The sequence below is a fragment of the Paenibacillus sp. FSL R5-0475 genome (assembly GCF_038004585.1).
In the GTDB taxonomy this organism is placed as follows: Bacteria; Bacillota; Bacilli; order Paenibacillales; family Paenibacillaceae; genus Paenibacillus_AQ.
On sequence record NZ_JBBORK010000001.1, the window covers coordinates 703,664 to 726,955 of the forward strand.

At 42.8% G+C, this 23,292-nt stretch carries 19 protein-coding genes; 13 read left to right on the plus strand and 6 right to left on the minus strand.

Annotation, left to right across the window (positions count from 1 at the left end; all coding sequences use genetic code 11):
• Positions 1-42 precede the first annotated feature (42 nt).
• Positions 43-459, minus strand: coding sequence for a MarR family winged helix-turn-helix transcriptional regulator (locus MKX41_RS02820; protein ID WP_340968574.1), 417 nt, complete (start codon positions 457-459; stop codon positions 43-45).
• A gap of 137 nt (positions 460-596) precedes the next feature.
• Here MKX41_RS02820 and MKX41_RS02825 point away from each other — a divergent pair, with 137 nt between their 5' ends.
• Both MKX41_RS02825 and MKX41_RS02830 read left to right on the plus strand, forming a co-directional pair.
• Complete coding sequence (locus tag MKX41_RS02825) at positions 597-1,055, plus strand: DUF2798 domain-containing protein (RefSeq protein ID WP_042186683.1); 459 nt, start codon at positions 597-599, stop codon at positions 1,053-1,055.
• 92 nt (positions 1,056-1,147) lie between these two features.
• On the plus strand, positions 1,148-5,239 hold the full coding sequence (locus MKX41_RS02830) for a choice-of-anchor I family protein (RefSeq protein WP_340968576.1): 4,092 nt from the start codon (positions 1,148-1,150) through the stop codon (positions 5,237-5,239).
• A 73-nt stretch (positions 5,240-5,312) separates the two neighbouring features.
• Here MKX41_RS02830 and MKX41_RS02835 read toward each other — a convergent pair whose 3' ends face one another.
• Positions 5,313-6,242 (minus strand): MerR family transcriptional regulator, encoded by a 930-nt coding sequence (locus tag MKX41_RS02835; RefSeq protein ID WP_340968578.1) that lies wholly within the window; start codon positions 6,240-6,242, stop codon positions 5,313-5,315.
• A gap of 265 nt (positions 6,243-6,507) precedes the next feature.
• On the opposite strand from MKX41_RS02835, the gene MKX41_RS02840 reads away from it, so the two are divergent.
• The gene (locus MKX41_RS02840; protein ID WP_340968579.1) at positions 6,508-8,271 is read left to right on the plus strand and encodes a methyl-accepting chemotaxis protein; all 1,764 of its coding nucleotides are present in this window, start codon (positions 6,508-6,510) and stop codon (positions 8,269-8,271) included.
• A 416-nt stretch (positions 8,272-8,687) separates the two neighbouring features.
• Here the strand turns inward: MKX41_RS02840 and MKX41_RS02845 are convergent, their stop codons facing one another.
• Both MKX41_RS02845 and MKX41_RS02850 read right to left on the minus strand, forming a co-directional pair.
• The gene (locus MKX41_RS02845) at positions 8,688-9,578 is read right to left on the minus strand and encodes an NAD-dependent epimerase/dehydratase family protein (RefSeq protein WP_340968581.1); all 891 of its coding nucleotides are present in this window, start codon (positions 9,576-9,578) and stop codon (positions 8,688-8,690) included.
• Positions 9,579-10,087: 509 nt separating this feature from the next.
• Positions 10,088-10,936: an RNA polymerase sigma factor gene (locus tag MKX41_RS02850; protein ID WP_340968584.1), complete on the minus strand. Its 849-nt coding sequence runs from the start codon at positions 10,934-10,936 to the stop codon at positions 10,088-10,090.
• 182 nt (positions 10,937-11,118) lie between these two features.
• Here MKX41_RS02850 and clpP point away from each other — a divergent pair, with 182 nt between their 5' ends.
• Both clpP and MKX41_RS02860 read left to right on the plus strand, forming a co-directional pair.
• Positions 11,119-11,700: an ATP-dependent Clp endopeptidase proteolytic subunit ClpP gene (gene clpP / locus MKX41_RS02855; RefSeq protein ID WP_042186692.1), complete on the plus strand. Its 582-nt coding sequence runs from the start codon at positions 11,119-11,121 to the stop codon at positions 11,698-11,700.
• Positions 11,701-11,718: 18 nt separating this feature from the next.
• The gene (locus MKX41_RS02860) at positions 11,719-11,928 is read left to right on the plus strand and encodes a hypothetical protein (protein ID WP_231573413.1); all 210 of its coding nucleotides are present in this window, start codon (positions 11,719-11,721) and stop codon (positions 11,926-11,928) included.
• Positions 11,929-11,967: 39 nt separating this feature from the next.
• Here MKX41_RS02860 and MKX41_RS02865 read toward each other — a convergent pair whose 3' ends face one another.
• Entirely contained in the window at positions 11,968-12,963 is a 996-nt protein-coding gene (locus MKX41_RS02865; protein WP_340968586.1) for a LacI family DNA-binding transcriptional regulator, read from the minus strand.
• 272 nt (positions 12,964-13,235) lie between these two features.
• Here MKX41_RS02865 and MKX41_RS02870 point away from each other — a divergent pair, with 272 nt between their 5' ends.
• A complete protein-coding gene (locus tag MKX41_RS02870; protein ID WP_340968587.1) occupies positions 13,236-14,957 on the plus strand; it encodes a glycoside hydrolase family 13 protein in 1,722 nt (573 codons plus the stop codon).
• A 68-nt stretch (positions 14,958-15,025) separates the two neighbouring features.
• On the opposite strand, the gene MKX41_RS02875 is transcribed toward MKX41_RS02870, so the two are convergent.
• Complete coding sequence (locus tag MKX41_RS02875) at positions 15,026-16,912, minus strand: LTA synthase family protein (RefSeq protein ID WP_340968588.1); 1,887 nt, start codon at positions 16,910-16,912, stop codon at positions 15,026-15,028.
• Positions 16,913-17,265: 353 nt separating this feature from the next.
• Between MKX41_RS02875 and MKX41_RS02880 the strand changes: the two genes are divergently transcribed.
• The 7 genes from MKX41_RS02880 (at position 17,266) to nspC (ending at position 23,245) form a co-directional block, all read left to right on the plus strand.
• Entirely contained in the window at positions 17,266-18,753 is a 1,488-nt protein-coding gene (locus tag MKX41_RS02880; protein WP_340968590.1) for a stalk domain-containing protein, read from the plus strand.
• An 80-nt stretch (positions 18,754-18,833) separates the two neighbouring features.
• Positions 18,834-19,229, plus strand: a complete 396-nt coding sequence (locus tag MKX41_RS02885; protein WP_340968592.1) for a GntR family transcriptional regulator — start codon at positions 18,834-18,836, stop codon at positions 19,227-19,229.
• Positions 19,230-19,241: 12 nt separating this feature from the next.
• Positions 19,242-19,895: a hypothetical protein gene (locus MKX41_RS02890; protein WP_340968593.1), complete on the plus strand. Its 654-nt coding sequence runs from the start codon at positions 19,242-19,244 to the stop codon at positions 19,893-19,895.
• Positions 19,896-20,159: 264 nt separating this feature from the next.
• Complete coding sequence (locus tag MKX41_RS32270; protein WP_445671339.1) at positions 20,160-20,291, plus strand: DUF5808 domain-containing protein; 132 nt, start codon at positions 20,160-20,162, stop codon at positions 20,289-20,291.
• A complete protein-coding gene (locus MKX41_RS32275) occupies positions 20,275-20,616 on the plus strand; it encodes a PH domain-containing protein (RefSeq protein WP_445671303.1) in 342 nt (113 codons plus the stop codon). Before MKX41_RS32270 ends, MKX41_RS32275 begins: the two co-directional genes overlap by 17 nt.
• Before the next feature lie 283 nt (positions 20,617-20,899).
• The gene (locus MKX41_RS02900) at positions 20,900-22,099 is read left to right on the plus strand and encodes a saccharopine dehydrogenase family protein (RefSeq protein ID WP_340968597.1); all 1,200 of its coding nucleotides are present in this window, start codon (positions 20,900-20,902) and stop codon (positions 22,097-22,099) included.
• Between the two features lie 9 nt (positions 22,100-22,108).
• Positions 22,109-23,245: a carboxynorspermidine decarboxylase gene (nspC, locus tag MKX41_RS02905; RefSeq protein WP_340968599.1), complete on the plus strand. Its 1,137-nt coding sequence runs from the start codon at positions 22,109-22,111 to the stop codon at positions 23,243-23,245.
• Positions 23,246-23,292 lie beyond the last annotated feature (47 nt).

A 23,292-nucleotide genomic window follows, 5' to 3' on the forward strand; every position in this document is an offset into this window, starting at 1 on the left:
TTAAAGACGCAGGGTGGAGCCCTGCGTCTTTTTTGCTTGAGCTTAGAGCCATTCCTCTTTTAACAAAGATTTGAGATGCTCTACGTTAGCTGCCCCAAGCTTGTTAGCGATTCTTTGCTCTAATTCGATTTTGGTGATCATCATTCTTTGATTGCATTCGATACCCTTCTGGGTAAGGATGATGTTTTTGTCACGTTGATTTCCTTTGACCTCCACGGCTTCTACATAGTTGCGGGATAACAGTCCTTGAATACTTTTATGCGTACCCTGTCTTGAAATATGAATAATTCTACTGATTTCTGAGATCGTGAGTATTTCATGTGTTTCAAGAACTGCTAGGATATGGGATTCAGTCTTATTAATTTGGTCCGGGTCTTGGTCAGTCACTATTTTACGTAGGGCTAGATGTTTCTCACTAAGTAAATCAATAAGATTCATTTCTTGCAGATGGTTATCCATGTGAACACTCCTAAATCATCGCTCATTAATCCAAGTATAAGTCATTTGTATTCATTGTCAACTTGGTTGACTTAGTTCGAATGGCTGTGATATTGTAATCCAGGTTGACAATGCTGAAAGATAAAAGGAGCTTGAAGATGGGAAGAAACAAAAAAGAAGCATTATTATTTACATTCATCATGTGTGCTTTGATGGTGCTGGGTATGAGCATTTACAATGTAGCGCTGATGGAGGGCTGGTCAGGTACGTTAGTTAAAGATGTGATCATCGGCTACGTACCTGCGTTTGTAGTTGCATTTATTCTGGATGTCTTTGTTGTAGGGAAAGTTGCGAAAGGGATCGCACATAAGCTGGTAAAAGAGAATGATCCGATGATCAAAAAAATCATGTTCATCTCTTTTTTTATGGTGACCGGAATGGTGCTGTTTATGTCCTTCTATGGCGCAGTTCTTCATGTAGGGTTCACCTCAGCACTACCGATGGCTTATCTGTCTGCGATAGGTAAGAATTTCATTGTTGCACTTCCACTGCAAATTCTATTAGTCGGGCCTCTTACACGATTTATATTTGTGAAAATTACTCCTGCTACTGCATAGAGAATGTTTACATCACCATTACGCAAATCTGCAGGTTAGGTAATACTATTACTCTATATTGATAGAAACTATCAATAGGAGTGAAAATCTACTTGAAACCCACAGGTAAAGCTATTGTTTCTCTTATGCTAACAGCTGAGATGTTGTTAGGTTCCGCTTGGATGGCAGGTCCAGCAGTGGCTGCATCCGTTCAATCAGGTACGCCTTATACGGCAGACGGTCAATACAATGTGAAGATTCCTCATATTATTGTTAATCAAGTTTATGGTGGGGGTAACACTGCCGATGCATCAGGTGGATTTTTCTCGAAAGGTTACATTGAATTATATAACCCAACCGATTCCGATGTGAGTTTAGCAGGTTGGTCTGTACAATATTCGGATCCTAAGCTCGCTGGACAATGGAGCAAGTTGGATTTGAACGGAACCATTAAAGCTCATTCTTCTTATCTCATCACCGATGATGCCAACAACAAGGATCACAAAAACGATATCAGTGCCAAAGGCGATCAGTCCTGGCCGGGGATGTATTTTAATAACAAAGGCATGAAGGTTGTTCTGCTAAGCAGTACAGACTTGCTGCAGGTTGTGAATCCATTTCAAACAATGGCAAGTAGTTACGTGGACATGATTGGTGTAGCAGCAAATGATGATAATGCTAAGATAGATGGATACGAGACGGACTATCCTACGGGGAAAGCGGAAGGTACTTCTAAACAAAAGTCCGTTCGACGCGTTGCTTTCGTAGATTCAGACAACAATAAAGCAGATTTCAAACAGATCAGCTTTGATGCCTTAGATGCTTCAGCTTTGGCCTTGGCAAAGCCGCATAACAGCGCAGATGGACAATGGGGAATAAATGTAGGCGATCTTGGCATCGCAACTCAGAATCTTTCAGAAGCAAAACTCGGATCGCCTTATTCGGTAACATTGTCCGTTTATGGGGGAGTACAGCCTTATTCTTTTGAAGCTACGGGTTTACCGGACGGACTATCACTGGATGCAGCATCTGGGAATATTAGTGGAACTCCTACGAAAGTAGGGGCGGCCACCGTAAGTATCGCAGTGTATGACAGTTCGACACCCCGGAAGAAGACAGAAGCTATAGTACCATTGAATGTGGCGGAAGCCGCAGCGCCTTTGACTCCAAATCTACTTAGTGTAACTAAGATCGGCGGATACGCTGTAGGCGTGACCAATAAAGATGGCGGCGTGGCGGAGATCGTGAAGTTTAACCGTGATAACGGCAAGTTCTACCTCGTTAATGGTTCATCTCACCCTGCAACAGTCGATATTGTGAATCTCAAGGACCCTTCTAATCCGCAAAAAGAATATAGTATTAATGTAGAACAGCTATCCGAAGTGGATGGATTTACATACGGAGACCTGACGAGTGTAGATATCAACACCGCTACTAAACGGATCGCTGTAGCCATTCAAGAAGAAGATGCTATGAAGAACGGTAAGGTTCTTGTACTCGATTATGATGGTAAAATGTTGGCTTCTTATGAAGCTGGAGTACAACCGGACATGGTGAAGTATACCGATGATGGCCGTTACATTTTGACAGCGGACGAAGCTGAACCACGCACGACTGTCGGTGATCCTGAAGGTAGTGTAACGATCATTGATACGCTCAAGGACACTTCGATTCAGGTGAAGTTCGATAACCCTGATGTAATTGACGATCTTGTCCATATTCGTGGAGTAGCTGATCCGGTAACTAAACAGATTACGGGCAAAGGTGAAAAAAAGGATGCGATACGTGATCTGGAGCCGGAGTTTGTGGTGCTTTCAGATGACCAGACCATTGCTTATGTAGCGCTTCAAGAGAATAATGCTATTGCTGCCATCGATATTGCCTCCAAGCAGGTTCTATGGGTTAAAGGATTAGGTTTCAAGGATTTAAGCCTTCCTAACAATGCTCTGGACCTGGTAAAAGATAATAAAGTGAATTTAGAAAATGTTCCATTCTTCGGTACGTATATGCCTGATGGTATAGATCAGTACACGGTCGGAGGTAAAACTTATCTGTTCACGGCCAACGAAGGTGACGCAACGGAATGGGATAGTAAAGTGAACGTGAGCTCAGTCAAAAAAATGAAGGGCTCATTAGATCCGGAATCAGATGCGGCTAAGTTTCTGAATAAAAATAAAGATAAATATGATAGTGTAGAAGTTATGTCTGACATGGGCAATGATGGGATTTACTTGTACGGTGGCCGTTCATTTTCCATTTGGGAAGCAGATTCTATGGAACAGGTCTACGATAGTGGCAGCGACTTTGAAAAGATTACCGGAGAACGCCTGCCAGAATATTTCAATGCAAGCAACAGTAACACGACCATGGATAACCGTAGTACCAAAAAAGGACCTGAGCCTGAGTATGTCAAGGTAGGCAAGGTTGGACAAAAAGCGCTGGCCTTTATTGGTCTTGAGCGAATCGGTGGTCTGATGACTTATGATGTGACGAATCCAGAGGAACCGAATTTTGTGAACTATATTAATACACGTCAATTCACACCTGCGAACACCATTGAAACGGACACTGGTCCAGAAGGTATCGAATTTATTTCGGCAACATCAAGCCCGACTGGATTGCCATTAGTACTCGTAGCGAATGAAGTTGGTGGTACGGTGGCCATTTATCAATTGAATGTATCGAAGGTAACACTGAATCGGACTTCTTTGTCATTGAAGGTTGGCGAAGCTTCAGCAACGCTTGAGGCTAGCGTAGTTCCTGCTGAGGGTGGATCGAATGTGGTAACTTGGAGTTCTTCGAATCCAAGTGTTGCTTCCGTTGATAACAACGGAAAGGTCACTCCCTTGGCAAAGGGAACAGCGGTTATCTCCGCCTATAGCGCAGATGGTTATGGCGTAGCTGAATCTACTGTGACCGTATCCGCAGTAGATCCGGTGATTTCAAATCCGGGACCTGGTACAACGGTAACGACTAAAGATCCAGTTAAACAGGCGACAACACCAGCTGTAACCACAGAAGGTAATAAGATTATCGTAGAGGTTAAGGCTTCAGCGGATGCAGAAGGTAAGTTAGTTGCCTCCGTTACTTTGGATATGGTTACAGAGGGACTTAGGTCTCTGGCGAATAATGCTAATGGTCAGTTGATATTCCGCTCTAAGGTTGATGCAGCTTCAGGTGAAGTTCTACTTAACTTCCCATCGAGTGCTTTTGCGGCACTTACAGGTAGTATTGCAAAGTCAGTTGTAGTTGAAGCAGGAGCTAGTACGATAACATTGGATCGTAATGCACTCTCGGCTGTGCACACAGCAGCAAAGGGTGAGGACATTAAGCTGTCCATCGGCAGTGTGGACACGGATGGGAAAGGCAAAGCTCAGGCTGTGGTTGGCAGTCGTCCAGTAATAAACCTGGCGATTTCCGCTGGCAGTCAGCGTCTATCTAATCTAGGTGCTGGTTTTGCGACAATAACAGTGCCGTATACACTAGGAGCAAATGAAGATGCTAATGCAGTCGTAGCTTATGATTTGACGAATGCGGGGCAAGCGGTTGTACTAGCAGGCAGTAGCTATAACGCAGCAAAGGGACAACTGAATTTCCAAACTTCACAATTCTCCACGTATGCAGTAGGGTACAACAAAGTGAGCTTCTCTGATATTGGCAGCAGCTTTGCTAAAGATTCTATTACGTATTTGGCAGCTCGTGATGTAATTACCGGCATTGGTGAAGGTAAGTTCGGAGCTAAGAGTCAACTAACCAGAGCAGATGTTACCTTGCTCCTAGCTCGATTGGCTGGTGTTAATCTGGGCGCAGAAGGAGCAGGAAACTTCACAGATGTTAAGGCTGACGATTATTATGCGGCAGCGGTAGCGTGGGCTAATCGCAAGGGAATTGTTACCGGCGTGAGTGATGGACAGTTCAATCCTCGGGTTAATGTAACTCGTGAGCAGCTATCTGTCATGATCGTGCGATTAGCGAAAGCTATGAACTGGACATTGCCTGTAAGTGGCGACAGTTCAGCTTTTGCGGATCAGAAGTCGATAAGCTCTTATGCTCTTGAAGCAGCCGCAGCTGCTCAGCAGGCAGGGATTATTTCAGGCAAGCCTGTTGCAGAAAGTACGGGGCTTAACTTTGCTCCAAAAGATACAGCGACTCGTGAAGAAATAGCTCAAATGTTAGCGAAGCTGTTAAAGCTGAGTCAATCTTAAGCGATCATCACATTTTTTGATGACAATAGAAACGCTCTCCAATGCCTTGATGGGCAAAGGAGAGCGTTTTGTTTTAAGCTCTCTTTTTTACAGGTTCGAGCAGATTTAATACATACTCATTTCCGCTGCCTTTGGGACTATCGTTACGGATATGCTCTTCAAGACATAATCTTGAATCGTGGTCAGCTTGATAATCAAGGTTATTATCCAAAAAACTCATCAGTGCTTGCCATGAGCCGTAGATATCATCACTGCTTTCCGTCATCGCATAGAGACCGCCGTCGAACCGCATCTCTTTAAGGTGGCTTGGTATTTCTACATTTTCAGGAATGGAGGCACAGAATCCATAGCCATAAGGGTTATTCTCACCACTAGGATGCGGATTTGTATTCCCGCCAAATAAACGTGCCGTCCCCAAGAGGTGGCTAGCTTCCAACCATTCCAAGACAGGTAGCATAGCTTCATCCTCTGGGGATGTACTGACTGCAATGTTATAAGCGAATCTCATAGTTGGAAGTGTAATGAATCTTACATGGATAGGTGGAGAGTGTTTAATTGTTGTCATAGATAAAACCTCCTCATTCTCATTCAAATCATCCAATGTATTGCATGATTCTTCATTTAGCTCTAATAACAAATGGTTAGTTATGGACTCCTCCGTACGTGTGGATATTAATTGTAATAAGAAGCGGATTTCGCGATCTTTTTGTGTTAGCTTGGATTTCTCATTATGAATTGAAGCGGATTGCTGAAGAAGTGTTTCATACAAGGACTGTACGGACATGTTCTTTAGAACGATTCCGATATCTTTAATACTAATATCAAGCTTTCTTAATAATGCAGTGATTTGAATGGCAAGGATTGCGTGCTCATCATAAATTCGCCAACCCGAGCTAGCCTCACGGTGACTTTCAAATAATCCTTGTGCCTCCCAGTGACGCAACGTCCGACTCGTCAGTCCGATTTGCGTAGAAAGCTTATCAATGGTCACAAATCCACTCATAGACAACTCCCGTTCTATAGATTGATAAGGCGCCCTATGAGAAGTATTTTAGCACTTAACGTTACGTCAATTGCAATAGGATAGTTGTGAATGTGTACTCGACAAAATTTACATTTCTCATACAAAACTGTGTCCGGTATTTAATGTACAGCTTCTACAATTTAGATATTAGTAAAAAGTACCTATTGCCATATGAGGCTTTATACGGAGGATGATATTGTTGAAGGCTAGGTCTATGCATCTATCAATGAAGTGGAAGTTGATCTTGAGTTTTTCTGCCGTGGTACTATTCTTTCTAGGGGTAGCGCTATACCAAAACTATAAAATCAATCAAGTAGAAATCTCTATGGAAACACAAAAGATGGAGATGGAAAAAAGAATTACAGTATCCACCATTACTCAACTGCTTCAAGAAATGAACAGTGTGGAGACCTCTCTAGCGGGTTCTAGCGATTTAGAGTTTACTCAGCCTTTTAAAGACAAACAGACAAAGTTAATGGAAGAATTGGGCAAAGTGAAGTTTGAAGCAGATTCGCCAGCGTCTAAGGAGTTAGAACAGTTACATAATCAAGTTGGAGGATATACAGGCTATTTTGACGGATTAGTGAATACCCTAAAGGATGAGCAGCTTGATCCCATGGCCGTTCTGGAACGAATTGATGAATTACATACGAAGGCATTGGCTATGAATAAAGCTATGCTGGAGACCAATGAGAAACTATATACAGCAGCAGCAGAGAATGCAGAGAAGGCTCAAGACTATTCTTTTGATTTGTTAAATCTGACTAGTTCTATGGGGGCTTATGCAGCAATACTAGTATTCATTTTCACACTTATTATTGCTGTTATGCTTATTCGTTCCTTCCTGAACCCTATAAATAAGCTGCAAGTTGCTCTACGTAAAATTGCTGAGGGAGATTTGCGTCAGCAGATTAATTCGCCATATAACGATGAGCTAGGAAGTCTGAGTCATCATTTCGACCATATGGTGTTGCGGGTTCGAGAGATGCTTCAGCAGACCCAATCGGTAGCTTCTTCGCTAGCGACTTATTCGCACTCTTTTCAACAATCTTCATCGATAACCGCTCATACGAACCAAGAAATCGTAAGCACAATACAGGAAATCTCTGTAGGCGCTGAGCAGCAAGCCGGACAATCGGAACAGAGCGCAAGCTTGATTCAGGAATTGGAACGGGAAGTTCATGAAATTACGGAATATACCGAGGTTATGCTCTCGACAAGTCAAACGGCTAATCACAATACTCGAAAAGGTTCCGAGTCCGTCATCGCTTTGCGCGAGGTATCAGAGCACTCACGTGAGTCTGTGAATAAAGTATATCTTGCTTTAACTAAATTGAGCGACCAATCGAAGGATATCTCCAGAATTACTAAATCGATCACAAACATTTCAAACCAGACCAATATTCTCTCACTAAATGCAGCGATAGAAGCAGCGCGGGCGGGAGTTTATGGGAAGGGCTTTGCTGTCATAGCAGATGAAGTGAGACAATTATCTGATCAGACCAAAGAGTCCTCCGTACATATCAGTCAGATTATTAACGAGCTGCAAGCAGGGATGGATGAATTTCAGCAATATATGCTGGAGACCAAAGGAAATCTTGAAGAGCAGGATCAAAAAGTGGCAGAAACGTTGTCGTCTTTTGAAGCGATAGATCAGTCGATCGTTGAGATTAGTAAGCAGATTGGGCAAATCCATGACAAGGTAGATATGACACAGACCATGAATCGTAGACTCGCAGAGTCTGTTCACAACGTGGCTGCCATTGCTGAGGAAACTGCGGCAGGGGTTCAGGAGGTGAATGCCTCTAGCGTACAACAGGACAACGCGATCCACGACATTGCCCGCCAAGCCGTTGAGATTAATGAGATTTCGCAAAAATTATTCAAGGAAATCAACGTCTTCAAGATTAATTCAGACATAGAAGACGAGATTATCGCTGGGGATGACAGTGACTCACCTGGCGCTGAAACGCCTGAGGAGCGCTCTTATTTGACAATCTCCGCATAGGGGAAGGTTTGATTGACAGGTCGTACATAGGGAGCGACTTGATTCACTAATTCAGTAACGTAAAAGTTAGCGTAGAGGGGGAGCCTTTCTAACTACCTTTTTTGCGCGTTAAGTGTATTTAATACAGCTATTTAAGGATGTGATTTCCTCTATGAGAGTTTAGATGTACTTAGTGCAGTTATTTCTCCGAGAAATGACTGTCAGTGGTGTTTAGCTAGTTTTTAATTGCACTGATTACAACTAAAGTCGAACATAAGCTTGGCCGATCCGATTTAGTTGTATAGAGTGCAGTTATCTGAAATGTTCGCAGAGGTTTTGTAAAATGAAAAAGCCACCACCTTCGTAGAAGATATCTACTTAGGGGTAGCTTTTGTCACATAGATGAATGAGTGAAGAGGGCTTGTGTGTGGGAGAAGTTATTCCTCGTAGGTTTTGTTCAGAGAGCTAACTAGCTCTGGGAGCCAGTTCTTTAGATTGAGAAACTTGTACCCCGCCGACTGGGCTTTTGTCGTATCCATAAACCAGGATTGTTCAATTCCGAAGGGTGACATATGCTCGTCTGCGGTTTGCTTCTGGATGATGGCGTGTTTCTCTGTTTCTTCTTCAATCATTGTGAGAATATCCTTAATTCTAACCGTACCGTCTGAGCAAGCGTTGAACGGTCCTGTCATAGTAGAGCTACAGCCTAGCCTATATAGGAAATCAGCAGCTTCATCCGAACGGATAAAGGAGATATGTGCTTCGGGATTCGGTATACCCATAGGCAACTCATTACGGACATGCTCAATATGAAAATGAAGTCTTCGCGTATAATCATCTATGCCCAGCACAATTGGAAAGCGAACCGCAGCGACTGGAAAGGTAGCCTGCTGCATGAAGACGGCTTCCGCCAGTCGTTTTCCCTCTTGATAGGTGAAATCATTTCGCCCTCCGTGGCGGATAGGGTAAGTTTCAGGATCGAAAATGTCCTCGATCAGCGCTTCTTCGCTGAAATCATAGACGGATAAACTTGAGGTGAGGATATACCGTTTCGTTTTACCATCAAAAATCCGGCGTGCCTGATCCGCTTCGTCCGGTGAATAACAAATATTATCGAACACGACATCCCATAGTGTATCTCCTACCGCCTGAGCGAGCTCGTTTGCTTGGAAACGGTCCGCATGGATACGGTGAACGTGATCTCCAAAGGAATCGCTAGTTTCCCCGCGTGTAAGTATTGTTACGTCGTTTATGGAATCCTGTAGCAATCGTTCAACTAACCTTTTTCCAAAAAAGCGCGTGCCACCTAACATAAGAATTTTCCTCATAAAATATCACTCCTAACTAACATTAAAGTTTATTTATAAGTCTAATTAAAGGTTTCCGTAGAAAGCAGGGGAATTGTACCTTAAAGAGTGATGAGTGGTGATGAATGAAGCATAAAGATATGTGAGGAGATTTCATTAGTGTGATTGTACTTTGTGCAATAGAATTTAAACTATATAGGACATAATTTGATTCTATTGCACTTTATACAATCAAAAGATGAGAAATCGACTTAAAAGTCACTTTTATTAAGAATCTATTGCAGATAGTGCAGTAGATTCGTTTTTTAGCGTTGATTTCATGGATTCTGTTGCACATTTTGCAACGTCACTAGCTCAAAGCTAAAACATCACCCAACTATACAACTCATCAAACTGACCTAACTCACAAAACATACCTATCTCATCAAACTCACACTTTTCAAAACTAATATTTGTTCGGTTATAAAGTAACGTAATGTGCTTCATTTAGCTAAGCTTACTCCAGTATTACGAAATAGCGTCACGAAAAACTAAGCCACCATCCGCATTCCTGGATCGGAATAGTTCCAGCCCATAGAGCTGAATCCGCCAGATTGGAAAGACTGAACGCTCTGGAAGCTCTGGAAGTTTTGGCTGGACACGGCCATTACAGTTTCTTGACTTTCATCTGCAAGGACAAGCTCAATCAACTCGGCGATTTGTCCTTGTTCATAGGCGGATGCAAGACGATTCAAGGCAATCTGTAGTTCCGTCTCCTGCAGTATGGAGGGGCCGTTAGATTGAAGAAGTTCTTGTCTGACTGCAGGGAGGGCTTGGCGGGCTCGATGCAGAGTAGCTTTGATGGCTCCTTCTGTGGTGTCGAGGATTTCGGCAGCTTCGCTTCCGGAGTGCTCGAATACATCGCGGAGCAGGAACACTGCTTGCTGCAGTGGAGACAGATGCTTCTGTAAGGCTTGAAAAGCAGCCTCAATCTCAAATAAACCATACTCTGCTGCTTCCTCTGTCCGTGGTTGATCCATTTCCAGCACTCGTGACAACGTGGCTTTTCTTCGCATAATATCTGTCCAGGTATTTCTGGCAATCCGCAGGAGTAGCGCCTCAGGATTCGGATGATTCGTTAGCGAGCTGAAATTCGTACGACTTGTATGTTCTGAATTATTGTTCATTTGACTTGTATCGTTCATATCGCTCTTCAGCTTCGAATGTTTGGAAGTCCTCATATAGCCCAGTGCTTTGACCCACGTATCCTGAGCCAAATCTTCGGCTTCCCACGGGGATTGTGTCAGTGCAAGGCAATACCGCTTCAGGGCCATTTGCAAAGACGTGGTATGATTCTCATCCGGTTCATGGCCGGCGCTAAGCTTCTCAAGGCTGATCACTCTGCATAACCCCTTTTCCGGTAAAGTGCTTTCGGTTACTTCTAATAATAAACGAATGAGCTCCAAATTAAGATACGCAATAATAAAAATAATATTTTGCCCGCTTAACGTATCCTATCCATAGACTAATCCGTTTACAGGGTAGATTTCAAATAAAATAAACGGATGGAGGTCGCATACGCATGGCGTACATTCCTTATGTCATTGAACAAACGAATCAAGGGGAAAGATCCTACGATATTTATTCGCGGCTCTTAAAGGACCGAATTGTGTTTGTAGGGGCAGAGATTGAGGATCAATTAGCGAATAGTGTTGTTGCCCAGTTGCTGTTCTTATCAGCTGAGGATCCAGATAAAGATATACACATGTATATCAATAGTCCAGGGGGCTCCGTAACAGCGGGATTAAGTATTTATGACACAATGCAGCTCATTAAACCGCAAGTAAATACGATCTGCACAGGTATGGCGGCTTCCTTTGGTTCACTTCTATTGTTAGCTGGGGCTAAAGGTAAACGTTATGCGCTGCCTAATAGTGAGATTATGATTCACCAGCCACATGGTGGTGCGCAGGGGCAGGCCAGTGATATTGCGATTAGAGCCAAACGTATTTTGAAGCTACGGGAAGTGCTTGTCCAGATTACAGCGGACCGAACCGGACAGACGGTGGAGAAGGTACAACAAGACATGGATCGGGATTATTTCATGTCAGCCGAGGAAGCAGTGGAGTACGGGATTATCGACAAAGTTATCACAAATCTGTAAGTCGAAGGAGTGAAGTGAATGATGCTGGAAGCTTTGCAGGGCAAAGAGGTAACCATTTATTTTGTAGATGGCTCTAACGCTAGAAAAGGCATTTTGGAAACGGTAACTGAGAAGTTTATTAAATATCGGACAGAATTTGAGGAGCTTTATATTCCCATGACTTCCGTCTGTTCCATTACACTAGATACTAAAGGACGGGAACGCGCCCGTGTAGGATTTACACAATAACCATTATCAGATTTTAAAATAGGGTTAGGGAAGCTTTCCCTAACCCGTACTTTCACGAATTGCCAAATAATGAGCTACATTTGCATGATGCTGAATACCAGTCTCCCCTTTAATCAGCTTGATTAAAGTTCGGGTAGCAGTCATTCCAATCTCCGTTCCGGAGTATTCCACCGAGGACAGCTTGGGACGAACGACAGAAGCGATAAAGCTATTATCGAATCCGAACACCGCAACATCCTCTGGCACCTGAATACCGTTATCGATCAGAAAATTCATAGCCCCTACAGCTATCCAATCTGTGGAGCAAAAAACCGCAGTAGGTAGTTCCCCGCTATCCTTAATCCGGCGCATAGCGTCACTTCCATCTTCTACGGCCATTCCACTTTCTACTACCCATTCTTCTCTTAAGGTAATGCCTGCATCCATAAGCGCTTGTTGATAGCCGCGATATCGATCGCCACCCACTGCATTATCTCCAGATACCCGGATCATGCCGATACTTCTATGTCCTTTTTGAATCAGATAAGTAACGGCTTCATAGGAGGCGGTAACATTATCCAGATGGACAGAAGGGATCGAATCAATCTGAGATTGTTCTCCAACTAACACGCAAGGTGACCCGGATTTCTGGATAATCTCCAAATGCTCCTTACTCGGAACCGAGCCTACATATATATAACCCTCAGTCCCCATATGGTGGAATAAGTTCAAATAATGAAGTTCACTATTAACACTTCCGTCTGTTAACCCGACCAAAACATCATAACCATATAGCTCGGCGAGATCACGTATGCCAATATTGAAATCATCAAGCACGGTATTACTGTTCTGCGGAATAATGACACCAATCAGAGGTGTATCCGGTCTACCTGCATCTGAACCGATGATATTAGGGCGGTAATTCATTTGTTTCATGGCTTCCAATACACGCTTACGAACTTCCTCGTTTACCGGTTTGCTGTTATTGACAACCCTTGATACGGTAGCTATTGAAACGTCAGCCATTTTGGCTATATCTTTAATTTTTACCTTCAAGAATATCACCATAACTTTCCAATCTTGTATTCGTTCTAGAATATATCGCAAGCATATCACGGATAGCTTCAAGAATCCAAAAGATTGTTATTGACCAGGAAAATAAAAGATCCTATAATGATCGCATAGGAAAATATTTTCCTTGAATAAACCCTAAATAGATAGTTTTTTAGTCGATAATCTTAAGTTTTATTATGAAAATCACTAATTCGTGAATTAAATAGGAAAATATTTTCCTGAGAGGGTATATGAATACGAAGGAGCTGCATACATTGAACAGAACATGGTGGAAAGAAGCCACAGCGTATCAAATTTACCCACGGAGCTTTATGGACAGCAATGGCGATGGTGTTGGAGATCTGCAGGGAGTCATCTCAAAACTTGATTACTTACAGGACCTTGGCATCAATGTCATTTGGATCTGTCCTATTTATAAATCCCCGAACGATGATAATGGATATGATATTTCAGATTACCAGGATATTATGGCGGAGTTCGGCAGTATGGCTGATTTCGATCAGCTATTAAGCGAGGTTCATGCACGGGGCATGAAGCTGATTCTGGATCTTGTCATTAACCATACTTCTGACGAACATCCTTGGTTTGTAGAAGCACGTTCCAGCAAGGACAATGCGAAACGCGATTATTATATTTGGAGAGATCCTAAGGACGGAAAGGAACCGAATAACTGGGAGAGTATTTTTAGCGGTTCGATCTGGGAGTTTGACCCTGCTACCGAGCAATATTTCATGCATGTATTCTCCAAAAGACAGCCTGATCTCAACTGGGAGAATCCTGAAGTACGTCAGGAATTATACGGTATGGTCAATTGGTGGCTAGATAAAGGGATCGACGGCTTCCGAGTGGATGCTATCTCACATATTAAGAAAATCCCAGGTCTTCCTGATCTGCCAAATCCAGATAATCTTCCGTTCGTTTCGTCCGGTGCAGGTCATATGAATCGGGAAGGAATTCACGATTTTCTTCAGGAGCTGAAACAGGAAACATTTGATCGTTATGACATTATGACCGTTGGTGAAGCGAGTGGTGTTAGTGTCGATCAAGCGGAAATGTGGGTAGGCGAGGAGCAGGGCAAATTCAATATGATTTTTCAATTCGAGCATTTAGCCCTTTGGAATAAGAGTGTTACGGGTGGCTTGGATGTTCTGCAGCTGAAATCAGCACTTTCCCGTTGGCAAAAAGGTCTTGAGGGTAGAGGCTGGAATGCATTATTTATCGAGAATCACGACCAACCGCGTTCAGTTTCCACTTGGGGAAATGATGGTGAGTATTGGAAGGCATCGGCCAAATCGCTGGCTACGATGTATTTCCTAATGCAAGGAACACCGTTTATTTATCAAGGTCAAGAAATTGGGATGACTAATGTACGATTTGATTCCATGGATGATTATGATGATGTGGCGATGAAGAACCTGTATCGTTTAGAGACAGAAGCCGGAAAATCACATGAAGAAGTCATGGAGGTTATCTGGAAGAATGGCCGCGACAATTCTAGAACGCCAATGCAATGGGATGACTCTGAGAACGCTGGTTTCAGTAGTGGCAAGCCTTGGATGAAGGTCAATCCTAATTTCACGGAGATCAATGTGGAGCGTGCGAAGCAGGATCCTGATTCCATCTATCATCATTATAAAAAGCTAATCGCACTTCGGGCCGCTAATCCTATTACCGTTTATGGAACCTATGATTTGATCCTGCCTGAAGATGAACGAATCTACGCTTATACTCGTACACTTGGCAATGAGAAATTGCTGGTCATGTCAAACCTGACTTCAGAGGAAGCGCTGTTCGACCTTCCGTTTGATTTGGAATTTGACTCCAGTGAGTTGCTGTTGAATAACTATGAAGTTGACCCTGCCGAGAAGATCGAGACAGTGGCATTACGCCCTTACGAATCTCGTGTGTATATGCTGGTTAACGCACCTGTAGAGCAAGAGGCAATTCTTGAGAGTGTGCCTGCAACAACGGTTTAATTATTTTAATAAACGCAAGAATGCCCCTCGGCCAATGGCTAAGGGGCATTCTTTTTATTAATTATCAATTATTTTCTCTGTTCTCCATCATCCGTAGAAGATAAATCCGGCCGTTGCAGAATATAACTATTAGACATATTCAGGAGCCGCTGAACGGCATCAAATTGCGCTTTAGTTGAACCACCCTCAGTTTCAGATCCGTCGATTAGGTTATAGTTATTTCCATCATCGTAATCAACACCAGTCAAGTACAAGCTTGTGTCATTAATAAAAGAACCAGTAGGAAGAAAATGTCTAACAGGTAGCAGATTGGTCTGTTGATTCATCAGATCTTCTCCGAAGTGGAGCTGGTCCTTCATAGAAATCCCTAACAGATTAGCTACGGTTGGTAAGATGTCAATCTGACCGCCAGTTTGGGTATACACAGTAGGTTGGTCTATGCCCGGGGCATGAACGATGAAAGGAACGTTGAACATATCGGTATATCCATACTCGTGTCCGACCATTTCCTCCATTAATGATTTCTCATTGCCGTCAAGGGAATACAGGGATACACCTTGATGATCTCCGTAGAAGACAATCACGCTATCGTCCCATAACCCGCTGGACTTCAGTTCGTCTAGAAATTGTCCCATGGCGTAATCCGCATAATTTTGGGCTAAAATATAGTCGCCGACTAAGGTCCCTTCGTACCGTTTAGGCAACGTCATTTTAAATTTAGATTCTGGCATTTTATAAGGGTGATGAGCACTCATAGAGATGACCATCGCGTAAAAAGGATCGTCTTTCGCATCCATTTTGACTAATTCAGGAACAGTCTTGGCATACAGCACCTCATCGGAAGATCCGAATGCAATATGATCATCATCTCCATAGAAGGACTGATCGTAGTATTTATCAAAGCCTAGCACCTTGTATAAGGTTTTGCGGTTCCAGAATTCTACGCTATTGGTGTGAAAGGTGGCCGTGTTATATCCATTAGCTTTCATCAGCTTGGGCAGACTTGGAAGTTCCTTAGTCATATAGTTGGATGAAGTGGCTACTTCGTGATGAGGAACATAGAGAGAGGTGTTCACTACAAACTCAGCATCCGATGTTGTTCCTTGCCCCGCATTTGTATAGAAGTTATTGAAATAATGTTCGCTTGAAATAAGTTTATTTAGATTGGGAGTTACTTCCTGTCCATCAATGCTTAAGCCAAGCAGGAAATTCTGAAAAGATTCCATTTGTACTACAATTAGATTCTTACCTTGGGCGGCTGCCCAATACTTCGGAGAGACGGGCTCCGTAATCCCCTTTGTAGCGTCCACAGACTGCTGCGTAATTTCTTTGCTGTCGATCATTTCTTTCTTTTCTGTGGTGTCGGCAAAAATGGTATATACCTCGTAATTGAGAATCCCCATACGCTCTGCCTTTTTGTTCTCGTTCATACTGGCATGATTCGGCCAAATATTAAAGACACAGATCGCAAGTGAAACACTGATGATCCCAAGCAAGGCAGTTCGGTTCATACGCCGGTTCATGCCTCTTTCTTTCCAGATCGCAATATATTTGGGACGGAACATGAAGAACATGAAGACTACAATATCCACAAAAATGAACAAGTAGTATGGATCCAGCAAGGAGTATGTGCTTTCTCCGACCTTGGTTACCTTATCTGCCTGTTCCAAAGCATGGTAAGTAGCAATTACGCCGTAATATTTGTAATACATCAGGACGGCAAAATAAATCACTGAAATTAATAAGTTCGCAATCATGTAATACAGAAACTTCCGTTTGGAAGCCATCCATTCAATGAGTCCAAAGACGATAAAGAAGAACGGGATCTCTGTGAGCAGCATGCTCCAATTAGGGCCGTCACTAAATACTACGAACCAGGCCACTGCGCATTTTAAGAGCAGGATAAAGCTAAAAATTAGAAAGGGCTTGTTTTTTATTTGAAAATCTTTTTTCACTCGTAATCATCCTCTCTGGTGCAAAACAAACTAAAATCCTGCATAACTCTGTATGTTGTGGGAATCCGTTGCAATATGCCGATGCTTATTATGCTCTTGAAGTTTTAGTGTGTCAAAAGACGGACGAGAGACCTAGAGCGCAGCAACAAGCGATTTATGCCATATAAACAGTTAAAATCAGCTTCAATCCTAAACTACAGGTTAAATGAGTATAAATTGATTTAAAAAATTACAGCTTCTCGCAACTTTACATAATATTCCACAGTCTATATAAGAAGATTGAATACAGTGGGGGTCTCTATTGTTGCAGATCAACAGTTTGACCCTACCGATTCTAAAAGGAGTGATCTTAAGTGGCGAGACAAATTCCAAGCATTAAAATTCAGATAAGACGAATAGGTATTGTAGTTGTTGGGGCAGCTATTATCCTAGCTACAGCCTCACCATTAATAGTAAAAGCGGACAGTGTTGTGAATTTCCCGGATGAAAAGAAGTTATTGTCTGGCATCACAGGGCTGGATGCGGGGGATAGGAGCGCTTATGCCATCACTGCGGATGGAACAGCCTGGGCTTGGGGTGGTGGATACGGTTCTATTGGTAATGGGGCAACCACGCCAGCGTATACTCCAGTCAAAATGCGCATGGATCATGTTAAGCAAGTTTCAGGTGGCTACCGTCATAATTTGATGTTGAAAGACGATGGAACAGTGTGGGCAGTAGGGGGGAACGAACATGGACAACTTGGCACTGGAGCGCAGTCCTCGACAGTCCTTGTAGAGCCGGTTCAAGTGAAGGGGCTAACGGATGTGATTTCTGTTTCAGCAGGAGACACACATAGCTTAGCGCTTCGAAAAGACGGAACGGTATGGGCGTGGGGAGGCAATGAGCAAGGAGAACTCGGTGATAATTCGGGGAAAAACGGGCTAACACCGGTGCAGGTGAAAGGACTACCCTCCATTTTAGCTATAGCTGCAGGATCGAATAATTCAGTGGCACTTGGAAACGGCGGAGAGGTGTGGGTATGGGGCTCATCTAAAACTAGAGGCATTAAAAAGGATGCGGTTCTAAAGCCTACCCTACTTATAGGCGGCGGGGAGTATAGAGCTGTTGATACTGATGGGTGGAATGGAGTAGCTTTGAGATGGGATGGTACCGTTTGGTTATGGAATAATTACACAGATATGAATCCGGGTGGAACTTTACAGCCGATTCAGATTCCAGGACTCACTGATGTCGTATCGATGACAACGGACTCTGCAGTAAAATCCGATGGAACCGTATGGCAGTGGACAGTTGGCGATAAGAATAAGATGAATGTTAAACAGATTAGTGGTATTCAAAATGCAGTTTCGATTACCAGCGGGAACAGAAATCATTATGTGCTCTTAAAAGACGGTCATGTTCTTGCATGGGGGACGAATGAATTTGGACAGACTGGGTTGGGGGTTAGAGATTTTATGATTGACACGCCTCAGCCAGTGAAGAAATCGATAGAGGTCCTGTTGAACAATAGTAAAATGGATCTGACCATGCCTCCTTTACTGCTCAACAATTCTACTTACGTTCCTTTAAGAGGAATATTTCAGCATATGGGAGTGGATGTACGTTGGGACGTTCCATCGAGATCAGTTATTGCCGTGAAGGAATCTAAATCTACTGCGCTGATCTTAAATTCGGTTAATGGACAAACGACAGTGAATGGAAAAGTAATAGCCACAGATCAAAAGCCAGTCTTTATTAATGATAGTGTATATGTACCTTTAAGACTGGTGAGTGAAATGTTAGGCGCTAAGGTAGAATGGGATGCCGAAGCTTATGCTGTTCAAATCCATTCCAATTAAATAGGAGTATTTTGACATTAAGTATTATTTGTATTAGTATAACTGATACAAATAATACTTTTTTTGAATGGATGGATAATATGATTATTACGCTTGATTTTAACAGTGATACGCCAATCTATGTACAGCTTCGTAATGAGATCGTGATTGGAATAGGCTCAGGTGAACTGGCGGATGGGGAGAAATTACCGACGGTGCGCCAAATGGCTGAAGATTTAGGGATAAATGCAATGACCGTGAACAAAGCGTACGCGATTTTGAAGAATGAAGGCTTCATATCGATAGATCGCAGGCATGGTGCTACAGTTGCTCCGATAGGGAATGGACAGCCAGAGTTTAAGGAGAAGCTGGAAAATGAACTACGGTTAGTCATCTCGGAGGCAAGTGTAAAAGGGATTGGGCGGGAGGAGTTTATGCAAATGTGTGCCGGAATCTTTTCATCCGTATCGTTTAAGTCTACATCTATCACGGACTAGGGGGACACTCAGATGGCTATCGTCTTCTTTTGTATAGCTATATTTATTTTAGTTATTTTGTTTTTTACGTATATGAGTACTTTGAAGCTGAAGGATAATCTGTGGTTTGGGGTTAGTCTGCCGGTGTTTGCTCTTGAGGATGAACGTCTGCGCGAACTGCAAATTTCAACTGAGAAGAGGTATAAAAAATATGGACTCCTATCAGTTCTGGCTTTGATTCCTATCTTGTTCTTAAGCTCCTATCTCTCTTTCACACTGATCTTTTTTTATGTTTGGACGTGTGGAATGATGCTTCTGCTTCGAATTCCATTCCTTAAGGCACATCGTGCAGCGGTAGAACTGAAACGGGAAAATGAGTGGTTCGTGGGAGAGAAGCGAATGGTTCGAATGGATACCAAGCTATCTCTGCTAAAAAAGAAAATGAGTCTTTCTTTATACTGGTACATAATCCCTGCACTGATTGCTGCGTTATCTTTTATGATTCCAGTTCCGGAGGATAGTATTGAAATTCTTCGAATGGCTGGTGGCATAGCGTTAGGGTTGACCGTATTTTTCTGTATTATTGCTATCTCCTTTAATCGAATGAAGCCTAAAGTTTACACGCATAACAGCGAGACTAATATCCTGCTTAACCAGGCTAATCGCAGATACTGGTCCTTACTATAGTTTGGCATGGCGATCATCAATAGCTGTATCGCCGTAATTTCAGTGTATTCCTTATCCTTAAATGGAGCGGCTTCATCTATAGTATGGAGTTTGGGGATCCTCTTTTTCTCCGTTATTCCGGTGACAGGTATTTTTTATGTACATAATAAATTGAAACAACTTGAAGCTGCGCTGCTAAAAGGTGGTCATGAGATACTTTACACGGATGATGATGAATATTGGATTAATGGGACAACGTATAATAACCCCAATGATCGCTCTGTTATGGTTCCGAAGCGTCTTGGGATTGGTACTACGATTAATATTGGGACAAAAACGGGTAAGAGTATATATTACGGCCTTTGTATTCGTTGCATTGCTGTTGATCGGGACGGGTTGGATGGGCGTTCAGACTGATTTCTCAACACCTACCTTAACTACAGATACAAATGGAAGGGTCTCGATTGAATATCCGATGTACAATTACAGCTTTGCCATGAAGGATGTGCAAGAACTGACGCTTGTGGACAGCTTACCAAGAGGCCGAAGAACAAATGGCGTTGCGACGGATACAGTAGCCATTGGAAACTTTAAGTTTGACGGATTTGGAAAAAGTAAGGTCTATCTTGTGAAAAATTCTCCGCCGTATATTGTGATTAAATTGCCAGATGTATATGTGCTCTACAACAATAAGGATGCCACTGAAACTGAACGTCTTTACGCGGAATTGAAAGGATGGTGAGGTTTCTCATTGAACCTAAAATAAATCGTATGAAGTAGCCCCCTATTGTGATAGAATAATCTAGTTGTCCTAGTTTCCGGAAAATTACTCCATTCCAGCGATTTTCATTAGATATATAGGTGGATAATCGAGGAAATATGAGCATTTAAGAGTATTAACAAGAATCCTTGAAGATTTTACACAATAAACATCATTTTTTGTCGGTTTTTATTGATTTATTCAAAAATATTATGTATAATCAGCCTTGTTGATTTTGCAAATGGAATTTTAGGAGGTTTTTATTTTGGGAAAAGCGTTAATTATTGGCGCTGGCGGTGTTTCCAGTGTTGTTGTTCACAAATGCTGCCAGAACCCGGATGTATTTGAAGAGATCTGCATAGCTAGCAGAACTGTCGCGAAATGTGACGCTCTGAAAGATAAATTAGCCGGAGGCCGCACGAAGATTTCTACTGCTCAGCTCGATGCAGATAATACGGACGAAGTCATTGAACTGATCAAGAGCTTTGAGCCGGATGTCGTTATTAATGTCGCTCTCCCATATCAGGACCTGACAATCATGGATGCATGCCTGGCAACAGGAGTGCACTATGTGGATACTGCCAACTATGAACCACAAGATACAGCGAAATTTGAATACTCCTGGCAGTGGGCTTACAAAGAAAGATTCGAAAAAGCAGGCCTTACCGCGTTGCTTGGTAGTGGATTTGATCCAGGTGTAACGGGCGTGTTCACAGCTTACGCTCAAAAGCACTATTTTGATGAGATTCATACCATTGATATTGTAGACGCCAATGCTGGTGATCACGGATATCCATTTGCAACAAACTTTAATCCTGAAATCAATATTCGTGAAATTACAGCCAATGGCCGCTATTTCGAGAATGGCGAGTGGATTGAAACTGCACCGCTTTCGGAGAAAAAAGTATACGATCTTCCGGAAATTGGACCAAAAGATATTTATCTTTTGTATCATGAAGAATTAGAGTCTTTGGCCGTTAACATCAAGGGTGTAAAGAAGATCCGTTTCTGGATGACCTTCTCGCAGAATTACCTGACTCACTTGAAAGTGCTTGAGAATGTGGGCATGACTTCTATCGAGCCTATCATGTATGAAGGAAAAGAGATCGTTCCTCTGCAATTCTTGAAGGCTATTTTACCGGACCCAGCTTCCTTGGGACCAAGAACAAAAGGCAAAACGAACATTGGATGTATCATCCAAGGAACTAAAGACGGAAAGCCAAAAACTTATTATGTATACAATGTTTGCGATCATGAAGAGTGCTATGCAGAGGTTGGCTCCCAAGCCATTTCCTACACTACAGGCGTTCCTGCAATGATCGGAGCGATGTTAATTTTAAAAGGTATCTGGAAGAAGCCGGGCGTATTCAACGTTGAAGAGTTCGATCCAGATCCATTCATGGAAGCTTTAAATAAACATGGTCTGCCTTGGCAAGAAGATTTCTCGCCAACGCTGTTAGACTAAGGCGCGATAATGGATATAGATATCAGCGCGGTCCCGTCACCATGTTACCTTGTAGATGAAAGATTGCTTACACGTAATCTTGAGATTATGAATTCTGTACAGGAACGCACTGGAGCGAAGATTTTGCTCGCGCAAAAAGGCTTCTCCATGCATTCCTTGTATCCGTTAGTTGGGAAGTACTTGCATGGTGTAACCTCAAGCTCCTTGTTCGAAGCCAGACTTGGCTATGAAAAGATGGGTAAAGAGGTTCATGTGTACGCACCAGCTTATATAGATAGTGAGTTTGATGAGCTCCTTGGATACTCCGATCACATTGTGTTCAATTCTTTTGACCAGTGGAATCGATTCAAGGATCGCGTTAAGAATGCACCGAAGCACATCAGCTGCGGCATTCGAGTGAATCCGGAATATTCCGAGATCGAAGTTCCGCTGTATGATCCGTGCTACAATTATTCCAGAATGGGAGTAACACTCCCTAACTTCAGACCGGAAGAGCTTGAGGGCATTGATGGATTACACTTCCATACCATGTGCGAACAGAATTCGGATACACTTGAGCGTACGCTCAAGGTAGTCGAAGAGAAGTTCGGACCTTATCTCAAAGGAATGAAATGGCTTAATTTCGGTGGTGGTCATCATATTACACGCCCTGATTATGATCTGGAGACCCTGGTCAAGTGTATTCTACACATGAAAGAGACTTACGGTGTGGAAATCTATCTGGAGCCGGGAGAGGCAGTAGCTCTCAATACCGGATATCTGGTAGCTACCGTTCTCGATGTGATGCATAACGGAATGGACATTGCGATTCTCGATACCTCAGCAGAGTGCCACATGCCGGACGTACTGGCTATGCCGTACCGTCCGAACATTATCGATGCTGGACAACCTGGTGAATATCCTTATACGTACAGATTAGGTGGAATGACTTGCCTAGCGGGAGACGTTATCGGAGATTATTCCTTCAAGGAGCCTTTGAAATACGGCGACAGACTCGTATTCCTTGATATGGCCCATTATTCCATGGTGAAGAATCATATGTTTAACGGTGTGAATCTGCCTTCTATTGTTAGTTACAATGAAGAAGAGGGAATCAAAGTAATCAAACAGTTCGCTTTCGAAGATTTCAGCGAACGTTTATCTTAAGATTAATAAAAAGGTGTCCCGTGATGGGACACCTTTTTTTGATTATT

What these genes read in the sequence shown, in the direction of transcription:
- MKX41_RS02820 (WP_340968574.1), bottom strand. Translation starts at nt 459, where the DNA reads ATGGATAACCATCTGCAAGAAATGAATCTTATTGATTTACTTAGTGAG.
- MKX41_RS02845 (WP_340968581.1), bottom strand. Translation starts at nt 9,578, where the DNA reads ATGAGGAAAATTCTTATGTTAGGTGGCACGCGCTTTTTTGGAAAAAGG.
- MKX41_RS32275 (WP_445671303.1), top strand. Translation starts at nt 20,275, where the DNA reads ATGGGCGTTCAGACTGATTTCTCAACACCTACCTTAACTACAGATACA.
- MKX41_RS32270 (WP_445671339.1), top strand. Translation starts at nt 20,160, where the DNA reads ATGGTTCCGAAGCGTCTTGGGATTGGTACTACGATTAATATTGGGACA.
- MKX41_RS02885 (WP_340968592.1), top strand. Translation starts at nt 18,834, where the DNA reads ATGATTATTACGCTTGATTTTAACAGTGATACGCCAATCTATGTACAG.
- nspC (WP_340968599.1), top strand. Translation starts at nt 22,109, where the DNA reads ATGGATATAGATATCAGCGCGGTCCCGTCACCATGTTACCTTGTAGAT.
- MKX41_RS02825 (WP_042186683.1), top strand. Translation starts at nt 597, where the DNA reads ATGGGAAGAAACAAAAAAGAAGCATTATTATTTACATTCATCATGTGT.
- clpP (WP_042186692.1), top strand. Translation starts at nt 11,119, where the DNA reads ATGGCGTACATTCCTTATGTCATTGAACAAACGAATCAAGGGGAAAGA.
- MKX41_RS02860 (WP_231573413.1), top strand. Translation starts at nt 11,719, where the DNA reads ATGATGCTGGAAGCTTTGCAGGGCAAAGAGGTAACCATTTATTTTGTA.
- MKX41_RS02835 (WP_340968578.1), bottom strand. Translation starts at nt 6,242, where the DNA reads ATGAGTGGATTTGTGACCATTGATAAGCTTTCTACGCAAATCGGACTG.
- MKX41_RS02890 (WP_340968593.1), top strand. Translation starts at nt 19,242, where the DNA reads ATGGCTATCGTCTTCTTTTGTATAGCTATATTTATTTTAGTTATTTTG.